At 61.1% G+C, this 16,524-nt stretch carries 17 protein-coding genes and 2 tRNA genes; 12 read left to right on the forward strand and 7 right to left on the reverse strand.

Features of this window, described 5'->3' with window-relative positions:
* Positions 1-138 precede the first annotated feature (138 nt).
* Genes HMPREF3145_RS00330 through HMPREF3145_RS00345 form a run of 4 tightly spaced genes read right to left on the reverse strand, consistent with a single transcriptional unit; the run spans position 139 to position 4,152 of the window.
* Positions 139-1,587 (reverse strand): cytochrome b/b6 domain-containing protein, encoded by a 1,449-nt coding sequence (locus HMPREF3145_RS00330; RefSeq protein ID WP_083279291.1) that lies wholly within the window; start codon positions 1,585-1,587, stop codon positions 139-141.
* Complete coding sequence (locus tag HMPREF3145_RS00335; RefSeq protein ID WP_070421287.1) at positions 1,587-2,519, reverse strand: electron transfer flavoprotein subunit alpha/FixB family protein; 933 nt, start codon at positions 2,517-2,519, stop codon at positions 1,587-1,589. The genes HMPREF3145_RS00330 and HMPREF3145_RS00335 overlap by 1 nt, the downstream gene beginning before the upstream one ends.
* A gap of 9 nt (positions 2,520-2,528) precedes the next feature.
* On the reverse strand, positions 2,529-3,305 hold the full coding sequence (locus HMPREF3145_RS00340) for an electron transfer flavoprotein subunit beta/FixA family protein (protein ID WP_070421288.1): 777 nt from the start codon (positions 3,303-3,305) through the stop codon (positions 2,529-2,531).
* Positions 3,306-3,357: 52 nt separating this feature from the next.
* On the reverse strand, positions 3,358-4,152 hold the full coding sequence (locus HMPREF3145_RS00345; protein ID WP_070421289.1) for a hypothetical protein: 795 nt from the start codon (positions 4,150-4,152) through the stop codon (positions 3,358-3,360).
* An 89-nt stretch (positions 4,153-4,241) separates the two neighbouring features.
* Here HMPREF3145_RS00345 and HMPREF3145_RS00350 point away from each other — a divergent pair.
* A tRNA-Gly gene (locus tag HMPREF3145_RS00350) sits at positions 4,242-4,316 on the forward strand.
* Positions 4,317-4,386: 70 nt separating this feature from the next.
* Here HMPREF3145_RS00350 and HMPREF3145_RS00355 read toward each other — a convergent pair.
* Complete coding sequence (locus HMPREF3145_RS00355) at positions 4,387-5,457, reverse strand: IS481 family transposase (RefSeq protein WP_070421390.1); 1,071 nt, start codon at positions 5,455-5,457, stop codon at positions 4,387-4,389.
* 70 nt (positions 5,458-5,527) lie between these two features.
* Here HMPREF3145_RS00355 and HMPREF3145_RS11375 point away from each other — a divergent pair, with 70 nt between their 5' ends.
* The 9 genes from HMPREF3145_RS11375 (at position 5,528) to HMPREF3145_RS00390 (ending at position 12,416) form a co-directional block, all read left to right on the forward strand.
* Positions 5,528-5,947 (forward strand): HNH endonuclease, encoded by a 420-nt coding sequence (locus HMPREF3145_RS11375; RefSeq protein WP_083279292.1) that lies wholly within the window; start codon positions 5,528-5,530, stop codon positions 5,945-5,947.
* Between the two features lie 68 nt (positions 5,948-6,015).
* On the forward strand, positions 6,016-6,654 hold the full coding sequence (locus HMPREF3145_RS11575; protein WP_141740759.1) for a DUF6973 domain-containing protein: 639 nt from the start codon (positions 6,016-6,018) through the stop codon (positions 6,652-6,654).
* Between the two features lie 296 nt (positions 6,655-6,950).
* Positions 6,951-7,718 carry an endonuclease/exonuclease/phosphatase family protein gene (locus HMPREF3145_RS11380; protein WP_168162434.1) on the forward strand — a complete coding sequence of 256 codons (768 nt, stop codon included), beginning with the start codon at positions 6,951-6,953 and terminating at the stop codon, positions 7,716-7,718.
* A 449-nt stretch (positions 7,719-8,167) separates the two neighbouring features.
* Positions 8,168-8,557, forward strand: coding sequence for a P27 family phage terminase small subunit (locus HMPREF3145_RS00365; RefSeq protein WP_246817443.1), 390 nt, complete (start codon positions 8,168-8,170; stop codon positions 8,555-8,557).
* A 112-nt stretch (positions 8,558-8,669) separates the two neighbouring features.
* Entirely contained in the window at positions 8,670-9,344 is a 675-nt protein-coding gene (locus HMPREF3145_RS00370; protein WP_070421291.1) for an S-adenosylmethionine synthetase N-terminal domain-containing protein, read from the forward strand.
* A gap of 134 nt (positions 9,345-9,478) precedes the next feature.
* Positions 9,479-9,552, forward strand: a tRNA-Pro gene (locus tag HMPREF3145_RS00375).
* An 80-nt stretch (positions 9,553-9,632) separates the two neighbouring features.
* Positions 9,633-10,985 carry a trigger factor gene (gene tig / locus HMPREF3145_RS00380; RefSeq protein ID WP_070421292.1) on the forward strand — a complete coding sequence of 451 codons (1,353 nt, stop codon included), beginning with the start codon at positions 9,633-9,635 and terminating at the stop codon, positions 10,983-10,985.
* A 186-nt stretch (positions 10,986-11,171) separates the two neighbouring features.
* Positions 11,172-11,765 (forward strand): ATP-dependent Clp protease proteolytic subunit, encoded by a 594-nt coding sequence (locus HMPREF3145_RS00385; RefSeq protein ID WP_070421293.1) that lies wholly within the window; start codon positions 11,172-11,174, stop codon positions 11,763-11,765.
* A 30-nt stretch (positions 11,766-11,795) separates the two neighbouring features.
* Positions 11,796-12,416 carry an ATP-dependent Clp protease proteolytic subunit gene (locus tag HMPREF3145_RS00390; RefSeq protein WP_070421294.1) on the forward strand — a complete coding sequence of 207 codons (621 nt, stop codon included), beginning with the start codon at positions 11,796-11,798 and terminating at the stop codon, positions 12,414-12,416.
* A 71-nt stretch (positions 12,417-12,487) separates the two neighbouring features.
* Here the strand turns inward: HMPREF3145_RS00390 and HMPREF3145_RS00395 are convergent, their stop codons facing one another.
* Positions 12,488-13,132 carry a hypothetical protein gene (locus tag HMPREF3145_RS00395; protein WP_070421295.1) on the reverse strand — a complete coding sequence of 215 codons (645 nt, stop codon included), beginning with the start codon at positions 13,130-13,132 and terminating at the stop codon, positions 12,488-12,490.
* A gap of 207 nt (positions 13,133-13,339) precedes the next feature.
* Here HMPREF3145_RS00395 and clpX point away from each other — a divergent pair, with 207 nt between their 5' ends.
* Complete coding sequence (gene clpX / locus HMPREF3145_RS00400; RefSeq protein ID WP_070421296.1) at positions 13,340-14,614, forward strand: ATP-dependent Clp protease ATP-binding subunit ClpX; 1,275 nt, start codon at positions 13,340-13,342, stop codon at positions 14,612-14,614.
* Between the two features lie 11 nt (positions 14,615-14,625).
* On the opposite strand, the gene HMPREF3145_RS00405 is transcribed toward clpX, so the two are convergent.
* A complete protein-coding gene (locus HMPREF3145_RS00405) occupies positions 14,626-15,351 on the reverse strand; it encodes a TetR/AcrR family transcriptional regulator (RefSeq protein WP_070421297.1) in 726 nt (241 codons plus the stop codon).
* A 180-nt stretch (positions 15,352-15,531) separates the two neighbouring features.
* Here HMPREF3145_RS00405 and HMPREF3145_RS00410 point away from each other — a divergent pair, with 180 nt between their 5' ends.
* Positions 15,532-16,503: a malate dehydrogenase gene (locus HMPREF3145_RS00410; RefSeq protein WP_070421298.1), complete on the forward strand. Its 972-nt coding sequence runs from the start codon at positions 15,532-15,534 to the stop codon at positions 16,501-16,503.
* Positions 16,504-16,524 lie beyond the last annotated feature (21 nt).

The raw sequence follows: 16,524 nt of genomic DNA on the forward strand, positions 1-16,524 counted from the left end.
AGCCGAGAAGGTCTACAAATGCCATGGCATGAACGCTAAGCAACCGCCTAACAACCGACAAGACCCAACAAAAAATCTGTGGATAACCCACCGACTCATGCCGGAAAGTTATCCACAGATTTTGCTGGGTCTTGACTTTTAGCGTTTGGTCACTTTGCCGGTCAGTTTCGCGAGTGGTGCTGCGAAGGATCCGCGGGCGAGGAACCATCCGAGCGCAGTGACGGCTACGGCGCCGAGGAATACCAAGGTGCCGGTCCAGGATGTGGAGTCTTGGGCGGCGAACATGGCGTTGAGGTTGGCGCGCAGGCCGGTCGTCGCAACGAGGAAGACGTGGATGACCATGAAGATGAGGAAGTAGATCATGGTGGGGAAGTGCACGGCGCGTGCCCACGCGACGGGCACCCCGTTCCACGTTTTCGGCCACATGGAGCTCATGCGGAAGCCGGATGCGATCGCGAGTGGGGAGGCGATGAATACGGTGGTGAAGTACGCGAGTTCTTGCAGCGCGTTGTAGTGGACCCAGCCGTGTTCGTCGGGCCAGTCGAGTGCGAGGTATTGCAGTCCTGCGGAGATGGCGTTGGGGATGACGTCGATGCTGGTTGGCACGATGCGGACCCATTGGCCGGTGGCAAACAGCAGGATGTAGAACACTACGCCGAGTGCGACCCATGCGATGTCGAGGGTTTGGTGCAGCCATTGGGTCAGTGAGATCTTTTTGCCGTTGCGTTTCGACGTCCAGTAGCCTGCCGGCCGCTTCTCTCTGCGCACGTCGAGACCAGTCTTGATGATGAGCGCCATGAGGAACATGTTGAAGAAGTGGGCCCAGTTGAGCCAGGCGGGGAAGCCGACGGGGGCGTTGTCGGGTAGTGGCTGCATTCCGTCGTAACGTGCGACGAAGTCGGCGCCGGTGTCGGTGCCGATGAACCAGCGTGCGCCGACGAATGCTGCGATGACCAGTACGAGGGCTGGAATGAGCCATCGCTTATCGACGACCCCACGCCCCGCCGGCACCTCCACCGGCGCCGGCGCTGCCGGAGCCGGGTCGGGCTCGGGCGTGGCGTCGGCGGTTGTTGCGGCAGCGGGGGCTGCTTCGGCTGCGGGTTCAGGAGTCGGTGCAGGTTCCGGTTCCGGTGCCGGTGCGACCTCGGGCTCGGCTGGTGCGGGCACGTGGACAGTACCGGCGGGTGGCCAGGCTTCGCCGCCTGCGACGCGGGGAAGACCGCGGCGCAAGGCAACCTCGACGGTGTTTGCGGGGGCTGCAGCTGGAGCTGTGGCCTGATCGGCTGCGTCGGCCGTGCTAGTCGCAGCAGCGTCAGGCTCGCTCGGTGTCGCTGTGGACGGAGCCGCAGCAGCGCCCGCAGCGCCTGCGAAGGCAGCGACGGCGGTGGCCGGTGGCCAGGGTTCACCACCCGGGGTACGAGGTAGGCCCTGGCGCAAACCGGTGGTCGGCGAGGAAGCAGACACAGTGGCAGGCGCCGCGACAGGCTCAGCGGGGGCGGAGGTGGTCGGGGTGGTGGGGTCGTCGATTAGCGGGGGCCATGGTTCGCCGCCGGGAACACGGGGCAGGCCGCGTCGGAGTTGGGGCATTACTTACGAGCCTCGATCTCGGAGATGATCTGTGGGACGACGTCGAAGAGGTCGCCGATGATGCCGAAGTCAGCGATGTCGAAGATGGGGGCATCCTCGTCATTGTTGATGGCGACGATGGTGTCGGCGGTTTGCATGCCCACCAGGTGTTGGACAGCGCCGGAGATGCCGATGCCGATGTAGAGCTTCGGGCTGACCAGCACGCCGGTTTGGCCGATTTGGGCTTCGTAGGCGACTTGGTCTTCGTCGACGGCGGAGCGGGTGGCGCCGACGGCGGCGCCGAGGGTGTCCGCGAGCCCGCCGACGAGTTCTTCGAACATGTCGGCGTCGCCGAGCGAGACGCCACCGGCGACGACCTTGTCTGCGGTGAGCAGGTCGGGGCGGGTGGAGGTGCGCTCGACCGGCGTGACGGAGACCACCTCGGCGGTACGTGCGCCGGAGTGCTCGACGTCGAGGTCGCGCACCTCAGGCGTTGCGACGGCAGCGGCGCGGGTTTCCACGGCACCGGGGCGCACGGTGATCACCGGCGCCGAGTGGGTGGCGGCGGCGGTTGCGGTGTAGGCGCCGCCGAAGTTCTGGTGGTCGGTGACGATGCCTTCTGCGTCTCGACGAACCGCCACCGCGTCGGTCAACAGCGCCTTGCCTGCGCGCACGGCTACACGGCCGGCGGTTTCGCGCCCGCGCACGGTGTGGGAAAACAACACGGCGGCGGGGTTGAGGGTGGTGAGGGCGGTGGTGGTGGCGTCGACAAGTGGGGCGTCGGAAACCAGCACCGTGGCCGCGCCGAGGGTGCTGAGGGCGTCGGCGTGGGTGCGGTCGTCGATAAGAACGATGGGGGTGCCGATTTCGGAGGCCGCGCCGATGAGTTCGGCGGCGTGGGGGTCGAGGCTGCCGTCGTGGGAGCGGTCCGGGACAACGAGAATTTCAGTCATGGGTGCTCCTTAAATGAGGTTTTTGGATTCGAGGAAGTCGACGAGTTTCGCGGCGGCGGTAGAGTTGGCGTCGATGATTTCGCCGCGCTCGCGGGCCGGGCGCTTGTCAATGGCGACCATGATGGCGCGCGGGTGGGTGAAATCTTCCGCGTCGATGTCCAGGTCGGCGAGTGTGAGCGTGTTGAGCTCCTTCTTCTTCGCCGCCATGAGTCCCTTGAAGTTGGGGTAGCGGGGGTCGGCGAACTCGTCGGCAACAGCGACGACGGCCGGAAGGTCGGCGCGCAGTTCGACGATCGCGCCGTCGGAAGCCTGAGTGGCGGTGGCGGTTGTGCCGTCGACGGTCAGTTCCGTCAGGTTGGTCAGTACGGGCCAGTTCAGGTGTTCGGCGATCATGGGGGCGACGACGCCGGTGCCACCGTCGGAGGACATGTTGCCCGTGACGACGAGGTCATAACCGTTCTTGCGAATCAACGCCGCAAGCACCTCGGCGGTGAGGGTGACGTCTGCGCCGGTCAAGGCGTCGTCGGAAACGATGTAGGCCTCGGTGGCCCCCATGGCGATGCCGCGGCGGATCGAGTCGGCAGACGTTTCGGGGCCGACGCTGAGGATTTCGACCACGGTGTCGTCGTTAAGTGCTTCCGCGATGCGTAGCGCTGCTTCGACGGCGCGTTCGCCAACTTCGTCGGCAACAACGTCGCCGGAGCGGTCGGTCAGACCGGTCTCCAGGTTCATTTCGCGGTCGCTGTAGGTGTCCGGCACCTCTTTCAGCAGCACGGCAATACGCACGGCCACTCCTTATAGGTAGGGGGTAGGCAATCGTGCGCAGTCTAGCGCACGCCTAAAAGTCGAAGCCTCCGAAGTCGAAGCCGCCGCCGAAGTCACCCATGTCTCCGCCGAAATCGCCGCCACCCATGTCACCCATATCACCCATATCTCCCATGTCGCCCATGCCTTCGGCGCCAGCAGCGTCGCCGAGACCGCCAGCCTCAAACGCTTCGGGTGCGGCGGCGCCGGACATGCCGGCGAACATGGTGGAGTAGAACATCATCGACGACGCAGCCCACATGCCCGTCATCATCGCCGGGGCCCACCATGCGGTGGAGTACCAGCCGGCTGGCACGGGGCGGCCTGCGACGGCGCCGCCGGGGTAGTAGTGCGGGGTCGCCTCGGTGGCTACGGGCGATGCGGTAACAACGGTGCCGTCTTCTTGGCGCACGCTGCGCTGTTCAGTCACGCGGCCTGCCTGGCGCTGGCCTTCCAACTCTGGCAGCGCAGGACCGGCGGGAAGCCCCATGATTTCGCGCGCGGCGTTGACGTAGTGCAGGCCCTCGAGCGCGGATTCGCGGGCGAGCATGGCCTGCTTTGGCGTGCGGGCGTCGGCAAGACCTGCGCTTGCTGCGTTGAAGCGCTCGGAGGCGTCGGCCATGGCCTGGGTGGAGGCGGCGTCGTTGCCGGAGAGGTTCAGCACCTGCGAGCCGAGGCGGTCGGTCCATCGCTTGGCGTCGGCGTAGGCGTCGTCGAAAGAAATCTGCACCTGCTGGCGCGATTGCACTTGACGACGACCGCCACCACCCATCGTGGGCAGCATGATCAACGCACCAATAGCAAAGACGATGAGCAACAGACCGAGCATGGCTCCTCCTAAAATTCGTTGTTGTTTGGTTCAACGGGTGAACCTGCGCTAAAGTTCCGAGCAGCCGTTAAGGCAGCGTTTCTACGCATGGGAATGTCGTATAGTGGCTAATACCTCAGCCTTCCAAGCTGAAGACGCGGGTTCGATTCCCGTCATTCCCTCCACTGTCATGAGTCGCGACATGCTGGACGGACCGGCATCCCAGTTGTTTTTGTTCTGGGGTGCCGGTTTTGTTCATTCGGCGTGAAGTGGTGGGTCGCCGTGTTTCCAGTAGGCCTTTTGGTAGTCGCGGGCGGTGTCGATGTAGTGCTCGGTGATGACTTTGCCGTTTTTGTCGACGGTGTCGTTTCGGGTGCGCCATTCTTCTTTGGGGTTGTCGTTGGGTGTGGCTTTGACTCCGGTGGTGTGTGCCTGTTGTGGCGTGCGTCTGCCTAGGGCTCGGTGGGGGCGTGTGCAGTTGTAGTATTGGCGAAATTCGTTGAGGAGTTGTTGCAGCTCGTCGATGGTTTGTGCTGGGGGTTGGGCGTTGATCCATTTTTTGAGGGTTTGGTGGAACCGTTCGATTTTGCCTTGGGTTTGTGGGTGGCCCGGCCGGCCGTTTTTCTGTTGGATTTTGTGCGTGGCGAGTGTTTTTTCGAACGCGTTTCGCCCGCCTTTACGTCCGGCAAGGCGGGTGGTGAACACCAGGCCGTTATCTGTCAGCGTGGATGCTGGTGGACCGTAGTGGGCAATGAGGCGACCCAGTTCGGCAGCGACGGCAGCGCCTGAAAATGCGGCAGCCGCGGTGATTGACAGCAGGTATCGCGAGTGGTCGTCGAGGAAGTCGAGGACTTCTACTCGTGTGTTGTCGGCAAGAAAGAGGTGGGTGATATCGGCTTGCCAGCATTCGTTGGGCATTGCGGCTTCGAAGCGGATGTAGGAGTTTTTCGGCCTCTTTTTCGGCTGTGGGGTGATGAGCCCTTCGTTCGTGAGAATGCGGCGGATCGTGGAAGTCGACGGGACACGTTTGCCGTCTTGTTCAAGGTGGTAGGCAATGGTTTCGGGCCCTGCGTCAAGTCCGTGCCGGGTGAGTTGCTTGCGGATGTCGATTATTTCGTTTCGTAACGCTTCTGGTACCGCGTGCGGGTGGGTGTGAGGGGCGCGTGATTTTGGTGCGATTGCATCTGCGCCGCCTGCGTCGTAGGCGTTGAGGATCTGGTGGACGCGTTGGCGTGAGATGCCGAAGCGTTTGGCGACGTTGGTGGGTGTCGCACCTTGGTCTCTGACGGCTCTGACAATGGCGAGGTTGCGGTTGGGACTGTTCATGATGTCAAACATGTCCCGACTCACCGGTCAAGCGTCACCGACACGGCTGAGGTAGCCCTAAGTGTCAACTATGTCGCGACTGGCCTGTCAAGGATCACAACACCTTCTGCAGGCACACCCTGTCAAATATGTCGTGACCTCAGACACCGGCTGCCCGCAGCTCACCCACGAGCGCTACTGCTCGGTGCACGCGAAGCTTGAGACTGCACGCTATCGCAAGTACCAGCGCGACCCAAAGATTAACCGCCGCTACGACAAGGTGTGGAAACAGGTACGCAAGCGGTATCTCGCGGCCCACCCGTTGTGTGAGGACTGCCAGAAAGCAGGGCGGGTCACGCCAGCGGTCGAGGTGCATCACATCCAACCACTCTCGAAGGGTGGTACGCATGATGAGAGCAACCTTAAAGCGTTGTGTAAGCCCTGCCACTCTAGGCAGTCCGCGTTGGATTGTGACCGGTGGCGACAAGCCCCACGCGTCTACACCTATTAGCAAAGTGTGTCCCGCCACACATTGTCGATAGGGTTGCGATCTGGCAGACACTGTATTAGGGTTTTGCCATGGTGCAATCTCAAGCAAAAGAGACTACGTTAAAACACACACTCCGAACTTCAATTGTCGTCACCGCCTTGGCCCTCACATTCGGCCTCGGCACAACACCAGCATGGGCTGAAGAAACGCAAGATGCTAACACGCAACCCACTTCAGCAAGTCACTACTTGACCACAGACCAGCTTCAGAGGTTCAGTCTTGACGCTCTTGACGTCGGCGAGTCGCAACCTGTTCGACCGGATGAGTTCACCACTTACGGATACTATCCTGGTGGGCTGAACGGTGCAGAAGCTAGGTTCTGCGCGCAACCCTGGAACATGGGTAAATGCGCATCCGCTAAATCGGCAGCAGATGATGCACTTGCAAGATCCCAGGCCAAGTTCGGCAGGGATTCTCTGTATCAGGGTAAGGGTGACGCTTACCGCCACTGCTATTGGAGTGCCAGAATGACCATCGACATGGGCGTGGGAGAAGCGCGGGGGTTCGGTGATCGCCATGAAGCTGAATCTTCTGGCCGTGATAAGGAGATGGATCTCGCTAACAACGCAACTGGTCGATCAGTTGGTCAAAGCTATCGCACCTATGATAGCGCCTCCGACCGTTGTGAATGGCTTGCACACAACAACCGGTTGGTGACGTTACGGTAGCTGACCAGAGTCCCATGAGTCGCGACAATTGGGAAGCCTTGCACCAGAGTGGTTCTAAGCGATTACTCTGGTGCAAGGCTATGTTTGTTTGCGGGATTGTGTTGGCCGGCTTTTCCTGTATTGTGGCGCTATTCCCACAGTTTGGGGTTGCCAGATCGTTGAGCGTCTACCTTCCCTTCGCTCAGGTGTTAGCCTTCCCGCAAGCACTGGGTCTGGTGATACTACTCCTTGGCGGGTGTGCTACCGGTGTCGGTTGGTGGAGGCGATGGCCAAGACTTGCCCTAACTTCTTGTTTAGTGTGGATTGTCGCGGGAGCAGGATTTTTGTTTGCACCGAATGGTATCCCACATCAGGTCAGCGGCCAACAACATTCCACTGTTACAGAGAGGAACCTGACGGTCGTTACGTTTAATACGGGATCAATGCTGGCCACCAGCGATTTCCAACAACTTGTCAGTACATGGGATCCCGATATCATCGTTCTGCCCGAAACGTCCGGCTATGAGCTTCGTGAAGCGATAGAAACGTCAAACTATGACGGCCAGCTCTTTGAAACTCGTAATGATGGTCTTCCGAACACTTATACAGGGCAAATCGCCCCCACGTCAGTCGTAGTACATAAAAGGCTTGGAGCAGCGCACTTTACACGAGGCCCGGTAACATCATTCGGAACAGTTGCCATCGAGTTTGAGGATGCTCGGCTTCCTGTGATTCTAGGGCTACATACAGCACCACCGTTGCCTAGACTTATGAATCAGTGGCGAGATGACATCAATCGTGTCGTTGAGTTTGGGAGCTCGATACAAAAACCGCTTATAATCGCGGGCGACTTTAACGCCACTCTTCGCCACGGACCTCTTGCCACTAGAGGCAGGCTTATTGATTCGCAAGAGCTCTGTTCAACCACCCCCACTGGTACGTGGCCAGCTGGTGCGCCCAACCTTTTAAGATCACCCATCGACCATATCTTCGTAACACAAGGAATAACAGCCCACTCCTGTCAAGTGCAGCAGATTGGTTACTCCGATCACCTCGCTTACAAAACTCAAGTAGCTGTTCAATGAGTGTTTGAGCACTGCTTAGAGTTGATACCTCCAATCATTTTCGCAGCATAAAACGCGCTTTAAGCGATTCTGAGAGCCTTAGATTCCCGGTGGAAGTTTTGAGAGTAGTTTTTCTTCCTTTCGACGCTCTGCGGGGTTTACAGGCCCCGTAGGGGGCATGAAATCTCTAGCGCCTAGGCCATGGGCTGGCGGGCTAGGCCCTCTGCGCGCAAAAATCCCGAATCAAACCCCGGATTGACCTATTAAACCCAGGAAGGAGGTGGGCTCGTGGCCAAGGACGGCACCAACCGCGGCGGCAGGTGCGTCCGCGCCGGCGCGAAACCCGATCCCCTTAAGGACAAGCTCGAAGCCGGCAAACCCGCCTCCAGTCTGCTCGAACCCGTCGACCTGGACCCTTTCGGCCTGGACGGTGTGGACATGGGTGAAGGCGCTGCACTCGACGGGAAACTATGCCCGAACCTTCCGCCTATCTGTCCGCGACACAGCGTGATGGTCAGCCGCTGCTGGCTGGGGAGCTCTACCGGGAAACCTGGGCCTGGCTCAACGCACGCGGTGTTGCCTCCTTCGTATCCCCAAGATTGATTGAGGCCTACGCCCAGGCGTTCGCCCGCTACATCCAGTGCGAGGAGGCGATTACCAAGTTCGGCCTGCTCGGCACGCACCCAACCACTGGGGCTACGATCGCGTCCCCGTTCGTCGCTATGAGCCAGAGCTTTTCTAAGCAGGCGAATGTGTACTGGTACGAGATCTGCGAAATTGTCTGCGCCACCAGCACCCGTGAGTACGCAGGAGCCAGCCCTGCGGATGAGTTGATGGAGCGCCTGCTCAAATCCCGCTAACCCCACAGACCTGCTGCGCTTCACTCGTCCTTTTGTTGTTGCCCATCCCGGTGAATGCCGGGGTGGGCATTTCTTGTCCCTACCCACTTCCCAGTTGATTGGAGTACACCCGATGCCCACTGTTCGTACCGGTGAGTCGACCTGTATTGGTCACCCGGACAAGCTCTGCGACCTCATCGCCGACACCATCCTCGACGACCTGCTCGTCACTGACCCGGCGGCACGGTGCGCGGTGGAGGTCATGGCGACCAAGGGCCGCATCATCGTCGCAGGCGAAAACACCTCAACTGCGCGTGCGCGTGTGCGTGTGCGTGAAAGTTTGCGCCGCGCGGTGATCTGCGCCGGCTACAGTCCTGCCGGGTGGAAGGTCACCGTGCACACTCACACTCAATTCCCGGTCATCGCCGCAGGCGTTAGCACCTCCCTCGAAGCCCGCGACGGGAATGAATCCGCGTTCGTGCTCACCGGTGCTGGCGACCAGGGCACCGTCTACGGCTACGCCACCGCCGAGACCCGCGAGCGCCTTCCCCTACTCGTGATCGCGCACGACATCTGCAAGCGCCTGGATACCGCACGGGTGGATGGGGTGATCCGGGGTATCGGCTCGGACGGCAAATCCCAAGTCTTCTTGCGTTACGACGATGACGGCCACGCCACCGACGTGGAAGCAGTCGTCGTCTCGATCCAACACACCAAGGACACGGATTTGGAAGAGCTTCGCCGCCAGGTCACGAACCTGATCACCCCAGCCTTTGTATCCACCGTTACCACCTTTGATCCAGGGTAAACGCTGGTTCTGCATGCAGAACCGGTTTTCTTATGCCCCGATGTGACCCTGGAATAAACGCCCGCTACAATGATCAACCTGAACCGCTTGAGTGGTTACTGATTCGGTTCATACCGTGGCGGTTTTGCCGCCTACGGGGCGTGGCGCAGTTTGGTAGCGCACCTGCTTTGGGAGCAGGGGGTCGCAGGTTCAAATCCTGTCGCCCCGACAAAGGCGGGCCCGTTTTGTACGGGCCCGCCACTTATAAGCACTGAAACTCGTTGATGGAAACAAGTACAGGAGAAACCCGTGAAGACTAACGTCGAAAAGCTCAGCGACACCCGCGTTAAGCTCAACGTCAGCGTGCCGTTCGACGAGCTTGGCCCGGAGATCGACCAGGCATACAAGGCGATCTCCCAGCAGGTCAACATTCCGGGCTTCCGTCGCGGCAAGGCTCCGCGCCAGCTGATCGACGCTCGTTTCGGCCGCGGTCCGATCCTGGAGCAGGTTGTCAACGACATGCTGCCGACCCGCTACGAGCAGGCTCTGGCAGAGAACGACCTGAACCCGCTGGGCCAGCCGGAGATTGAGGTCACCAAGATCGAGGACAACGACGTTGTCGAGTTCACCGCTGAGATCGACGTCCGTCCGGAGATCAAGGTGCCGGACTTCGCCAAGATTGAGGTCACTGTTCCGGAGCTCAAGGTTGACGACGAGGCTGTTGACGCCGAGCTCGACTCCCTGCGCGAGCGTTTCGGTGAGCTCAAGGACACCAAGCGCAAGATGAAGACCGACGACTTCGCGGTCATCGACCTTGAGGCTTCCATTGACGGCGAGAAGCTCGACGACGCTTCCGCTGAGGGCCTGACCTACCGCGTCGGCGCCGACGACCTGATGAAGGGTCTGGACACCGCTCTGCGCGGCATGAAGACCGGCGAAGACAACGAGTTCGAAACCGAGATCCAGTACGGCGAGAACAAGGGCAAGAAGGCGACCGTCAAGGTCCACGTCCAGCAGACCAAGGAGCGCAAGCTTCCGGATCTTGACGACGAGTTCGTCCAGATGGCGTCCGAGTTCGACACCGTCGACGAGCTGCGTGAGTCCACCCGCGAGCAGGTTGAGGAGAACGCGAAGGCGAAGCAGGCTGCTGACATTCGCGACGAGGTCCTCAAGGCTGCCCTCGCCCAGGTTGAGTTCGCGCTGCCGGAGTCGATCGTCGACGAGCAGGTGCACAACCAGCTCCACCAGCTGCTCGGCCAGATGGCTCACGACGAGAACGCACTGGCGCAGCTGCTTGAGGCTCAGGGCACGACCCGCGAAGAGTTTGACAAGGAGTCCCGCGAGCAGGCTGAAGAGTCCGTGCGCACCCAGTTGTTCCTCGACGCTGTGGCGGAGGAGGAGAAGCCGGAGGTTTCCCAGCAGGAGCTCACCGACCACATCCTGTTCACCGCACAGTCCTACGGCATGGACCCGAACCAGTTCGTGGCTCAGCTGCAGCAGTCCGGCCAGATTGCGAACCTGTTCTCCGACGTGCGTCGCGGCAAGGCCCTCGCCGCCGCTATCTCTCGCACCTCGGTGAAGGATGAGGCTGGCAACAAGGTTGACCCGAACGATTACTTCGGTGAGATCGAGGAAGAGGACGAGGCTGCTGAGGAGCAGTAATCCCCTCTAAACCAAGGATTTTTGGGCGGCCGGAAGCGTGCATTCGCTTCCGGCCGCTTTTTTGTGTGGGGCGTGGGGTCGTCGATAAGAATTGGCCGTACGCCGGTAGCGAACAAGGTTCAACTCCCCCGCGCGCGCGAGTAGGGTGGTGGCGTTACACGACGAACTAGCGAAGGAGCATCTGTTATGACTTCCCCGACTCAAGGTATGAACCTGGGAGACTCGGTGTACGAGCGCCTCCTGCGGGAGCGCATTATTTTCCTGGGTCAGCAGGTGGATGATGAGATTGCCAACAAGCTTTGCGCCCAGATTCTGCTGCTGTCGGCTGAGGATCCGACGCGCGACATCAGTCTTTACATCAACTCGCCGGGCGGTTCGGTGACCGCAGGTATGGCGATTTACGACACGATGAAGTACTCCCCGTGCGACATCGCTACCTACGGCATGGGTTTGGCCGCTTCCATGGGCCAGTTCCTGCTGTCTGGCGGTACGAAGGGCAAGCGTTACGCGCTGCCGCACGCACGCATCATGATGCACCAGCCGTCTGCTGGTGTTGGCGGCACTGCTGCTGATATTGCGATCCAGGCTGAGCAGTTTGCCGCGACGAAGCGTGAGATGGCTGAACTTATCGCAGAGCACACCGGCCAGACCTTCGAACAGATCACGAAGGATTCGGACCGCGACCGCTGGTTTACCGCAATGGAGGCCAAGGAATACGGCATCGTGGACCACGTCATCGAGAATGCCGCCATGGCTGGCGAGCACGCGATTGGCGACTAAGGCAAGCAACGAGAAGAGGAGACTTTTACTATGACTTTCCAAATGCCCAGCTCCCGCTACGTGCTGCCGCAGTTCCTGGAGGAGACCAGCTTCGGCACGAAGCAGATTGATCCGTACGGCAAGCTGTTTGAGGAGCGCATTGTGTTCCTTGGCACCCAGGTTGATGACACGTCGGCGAACGACATCATGGCCCAGCTGCTGGTCCTGGAGTCCCAGGATCCGGACCGTGACATCACGATGTACATCAACTCCCCGGGTGGTTCGTTTACCGCGTTGATGGCGATTTACGACACGATGCAGTACGTCCGCCCCGACGTGCAGACGGTGTGCCTCGGCCAGGCTGCATCCGCCGCCGCAGTCATCCTGGCTGCCGGTGCGCCGGGTAAGCGTGCGGCGCTGCCGAACTCGCGTGTGCTGATCCACCAGCCGGCTACCCAGGGCACCCAGGGTCAGGTGTCGGACCTGGAGATCCAGGCGGCTGAGATCGACCGTATGCGTCGTCTCATGGAGAACACGCTGTCGCACCACACGGGCCGTACGCCAGAGCAGGTTCGTATTGATACCGACCGCGACAAGATCCTCACCGCTGAGGAAGCCGTGGAGTACGGGATCATCGACCAGGTCTTCGACTACCGCAAGCTCAACGGCTAAAAAGAAAGGCGCCCGTAAGGGCGCTTTTTAGCTTTACGACGACGCCCTCACCGGCGTCGCACCACAACCACCTACTGTTCGGTTGGGGTTTCCACGACGTCGGCGGAGGTCGGCGCTGCGTCGTCGCAGAACTTCACTGCGTTACGGATGGCTTCTGGTGCGCCCTCGAAGTCGCCGCGCGACCAGCACACGCCGTCTGCGGTGTTTTGCGGGTCTACAGACGCCCAACCGTTACCCCGTGCGACCCAGTAGTAGTCCTGACCGTCTGGTGTGACGGTGCGGGCCCATTCACGGTCGCAGAAGGTGCTGTATTCGTCGCTGGCGCCCTGCGAGCCTTGTGCGGGCCATGCGCAGGCAGCACCCGGCTCGTCCGGTGCGGGAGCGACCTCTGGCTCGCGTGCGGAACCGCCGGAGTTGCCGGATCCGCTCGAGCTGCGGCGACTGCTGCTGGACTTGGTGGACGACTTCGTCGTGGTGGACGTCTTCGACGAGGAGCTCGAGGAGCTCTTCGTGGTTGTGGACGAGGAGGTTGTGGTCTCGTCGTCTTCCTCGGAGGTGGTGGTCGTCGGGGTTGGGGTGGCTGTTGTGCTGGTTTGGGGGAAATCCAGCACCGGTTCAGCAATGCGTGCCTCGTCGTCCGAGCCGCCGCAGGCGGAGAGCGCCGGGACGGCGATGAGCGCTGCGGCGATGGTGGCAAGTGCGCGGCTGCGTTTCACGGGTACGGATTTCCTTTCAGACACATCAAAGAATGTGTCTAGGCTAGCTGATCGTTCCGAGGACAATGCGCTTAGTTTAGTCCCACCGCGTTTTGGGTGCGTGGGACGGGAACAGGGATGTGTCGTCGTGCGTTGTAGGGTGTGGGGTTCAGCACCCACTAGACTTGGGGAAGATTTCGGCGAGGGAACGGGAGTAGATACGCGCATATGGCCACTACGCATGACAGCGCTAGCCTTCTGAAGTGCTCTTTCTGCGGCAAAAGCCAGCAGCAGGTCCGCAAACTGATTGCGGGCGGAGGCGTCTACATTTGCGACGAATGCATCGAACTGTGCAACGAGATCATCGAAGAGGAGCTCGCCGGCGCAGAACGCCAGGAGGAATCAGGAGAGCGTTTGCCGCGCCCTTCGGAGATCACGGCGTTTCTGGACGAGTATGTGATCGGCCAGGATGCGGCCAAGCGCACGCTTGCTGTGGCTGTGTACAACCACTACAAGCGCATTAAGGCGGAGGAGTCGAACCTTTCGGCCCGTGCGAAGGACGAGGAAGTGGAGATTTCCAAGTCCAACATCTTGCTGCTTGGCCCGACGGGTTCTGGCAAGACCTATCTCGCGCAGACACTGGCGCGCATGTTGAATGTGCCGTTCGCGATCGCGGATGCCACCAGCCTGACCGAGGCTGGCTATGTCGGCGAGGACGTGGAGAACATTCTGCTGAAGTTGCTGCAGGCGGCAGATTTCGATGTGAATCGTGCGCAGCACGGCATCATTTACGTCGACGAGGTGGACAAGATTTCCCGCAAGTCCGAAAACCCGTCGATTACCCGCGACGTTTCGGGTGAGGGCGTGCAGCAGGCGCTGCTGAAGATCCTGGAGGGCACGGTTGCGTCCGTGCCACCACAGGGTGGACGTAAGCACCCGAACCAGGAGTTCATCCAGGTGGACACGTCGAACATCCTGTTCATCGTGGCCGGCGCGTTCGCTGGCCTGGACAAGGTGATCGCGGAGCGCGTGGGCAAGAAGGGCATCGGCTTCGGCGCGGAGATCGATTCGAAGTCGGAGCGCGACGAGGCGAACATGATGGCGCAGGTGCAGCCGGGCGATCTGGTGAAGTTCGGCCTGATCCCCGAGTTTATTGGCCGTTTGCCGATCATCGCGCACGTCGATGATCTGGACCGCGACTCGATGAAGCGCGTGCTCACGGAGCCGAAGAACTCGTTGGTGAAGCAGTACAAGCGCCTGTTCGCGATGGACGGCGCGGAACTGACGGTGACCGACGAGGCGCTTGGTGTGATCGCGGACAAGGCAGCGGAGCGCAAGACCGGTGCGCGTGGCCTGCGTGCGATCATGGAGGAACTGCTCGTTCCGGTGATGTACGAGTTGCCGGATCGTGACGGCGTCGCTGAGGTTGTGCTGGATGAGGCAGCCGCTCGCGGGGAGGGCGAGCCGAAGTTCATCGAGGAAGAAAAGCAGCGCTCCGCGTAACGCAGTTCTGCTTAGATTAGGCCGCCGTCGTCGCTGTAGACGTCGGCGGTTTCTTCTTCCGCAGTGGGGGTGGGTTCGAGGTAGGACTCGTAGCCGGAGTAGGGGATGTTGGACGTGAGGAACGTCAGCACGGTGTCGATGACCATGCGGCGCATGCCGTCGACGTTGCGGCGGCTTGCAAAGTCCACGTCGCTGACGCTCAGTGCGGTCAGGCTGTTGCCCACGCGGAAGAAACACAGCGATGCGACCAGCGTGAGCAGATCGACAGCGGAGATACCGGGGCGGAATGCTCCCGCGTCTTGGCCTGCGAGCAACAGACGTTCAACGTGGAGGAGTACTTCGTTCTCGCTGACAAGCGCTGCGGCGTCTTCTTCGGCGGCGACGGGGTCGAGGTTTTCACGCAGGACGAGGCGCACACCGTCGGGGTGGTCCAAAAACGCGTGGTAGAGGGCGTCGATGTAGCGGCGCATCCCCTCGACGGGGGCGGCGTAGGAGCGGGTGGCGATGTCCTGAGGCGGGGTGATGCGAGCACTTGCCACCTTGAGCGCTGCGAGGTACAAGCCGCGCTTGTTACCAAAGTGGTAGTGGATCATGCGCTTGCTCATGCCCGTGGTGCGTGCAAGCGCGTTGAGTTTGACGTCGTCGTAACCGTTGTGGGCAAACGCGACAATCGCGGCATCGACGACAGCACCGGGGGAAGGGGAGGTGGCAGTCTCGGGTGCGGCGGTGTCGGCCATGTCCGTGGGCTCCCTTTCGGTGTGGTTCGGTGTGGTTCGGTGTGGTGGGGTCGTCGATACGCTTCTTTGCTTCCTCTCATCGTGCACCACTTGGCAGATCAGTGGCGCAGTACCGGCCAATGTTGCCCCCTGTGGGGGTAGGTTGAAGGGGAAACAGAAACAGAAAGAGGAGGCCTCATCATGTCCCAGACCCCCGCAAACGTCGTTGTTACCGGCGCAGCAGGCAACATTGCGTACTCGTTGCTGTGGCGCGTGGCAGCAGGCGACGTCTTCGGCCCCGATCGTCCGGTGAACCTGACGCTGCTGGAGATCCCGGAGGCAGTGCGTGCGGCTGAGGGCACGGCAATGGAGCTCAACGACTCGGCGCTGCCGCTTCTGAACAAGATCACGGTGACCGACGACGCAAACAAGGCATTCGACGGTGCGCAGGCGGCGTTCCTGGTGGGGGCGAAGCCGCGCGGCAAGGGCGAGTCGCGCGCGGACATGCTGGCTGCAAACGGCAAGATTTTCATCGGACAGGGGCAGGCGATCAACAACGGTGCTGCGGATGACGTCCGCGTGCTGGTGGTCGGCAACCCGGCGAACACGAATGCCTACATTGCGAACAAGGCGGCGCCGGATGTGCCAGCGGATCGCTTCAACGCGCTGATGCGTTTGGACCACAACCGTGCGCTGTCGATGCTCTCGCAGCAGCTCGGGGTGTCCTCGACTGCCATTGAGCACCTGACAGTGTGGGGTAACCACTCGGATACGCAGTTCCCGGACATCACCTACGCCACGGTGGACGGCAACCCGGTTGAGGTGGATCGCGCCTGGTATACCGACGAGTTCATCCCGCGCGTGGCCAAGCGCGGCGCGGAGATCATCGAGGTGCGCGGTAAGTCCTCGGCGGCGTCTGCAGCGTCGGCGTCGGTGGATCACATGCGCGACTGGGTACAGGGCACGGCTGGCAAGTGGACGACGGCTGCGTTGCCGTCGACGGGCCAGTACGGCGTGGACGAAGGGCTTGTGTTCGGCTTCCCGGTGACGGGTGAAAACGGTGCGTGGGAGGTCGTCGAAAAGCTGGAGCTCAGCGACGATCAGCGGGCTCGTATCGACGCCAACATCACCGCCTTGAAGGACGAGGCGGCGATCGCCGACAAGCTGTTCTAGGGAGCTCGTTAAGATAGGTCG

The organism is Corynebacterium sp. HMSC05C01 (assembly GCF_001807155.1).
Lineage (GTDB): Bacteria > Actinomycetota > Actinomycetes > Mycobacteriales > Mycobacteriaceae > Corynebacterium > Corynebacterium coyleae.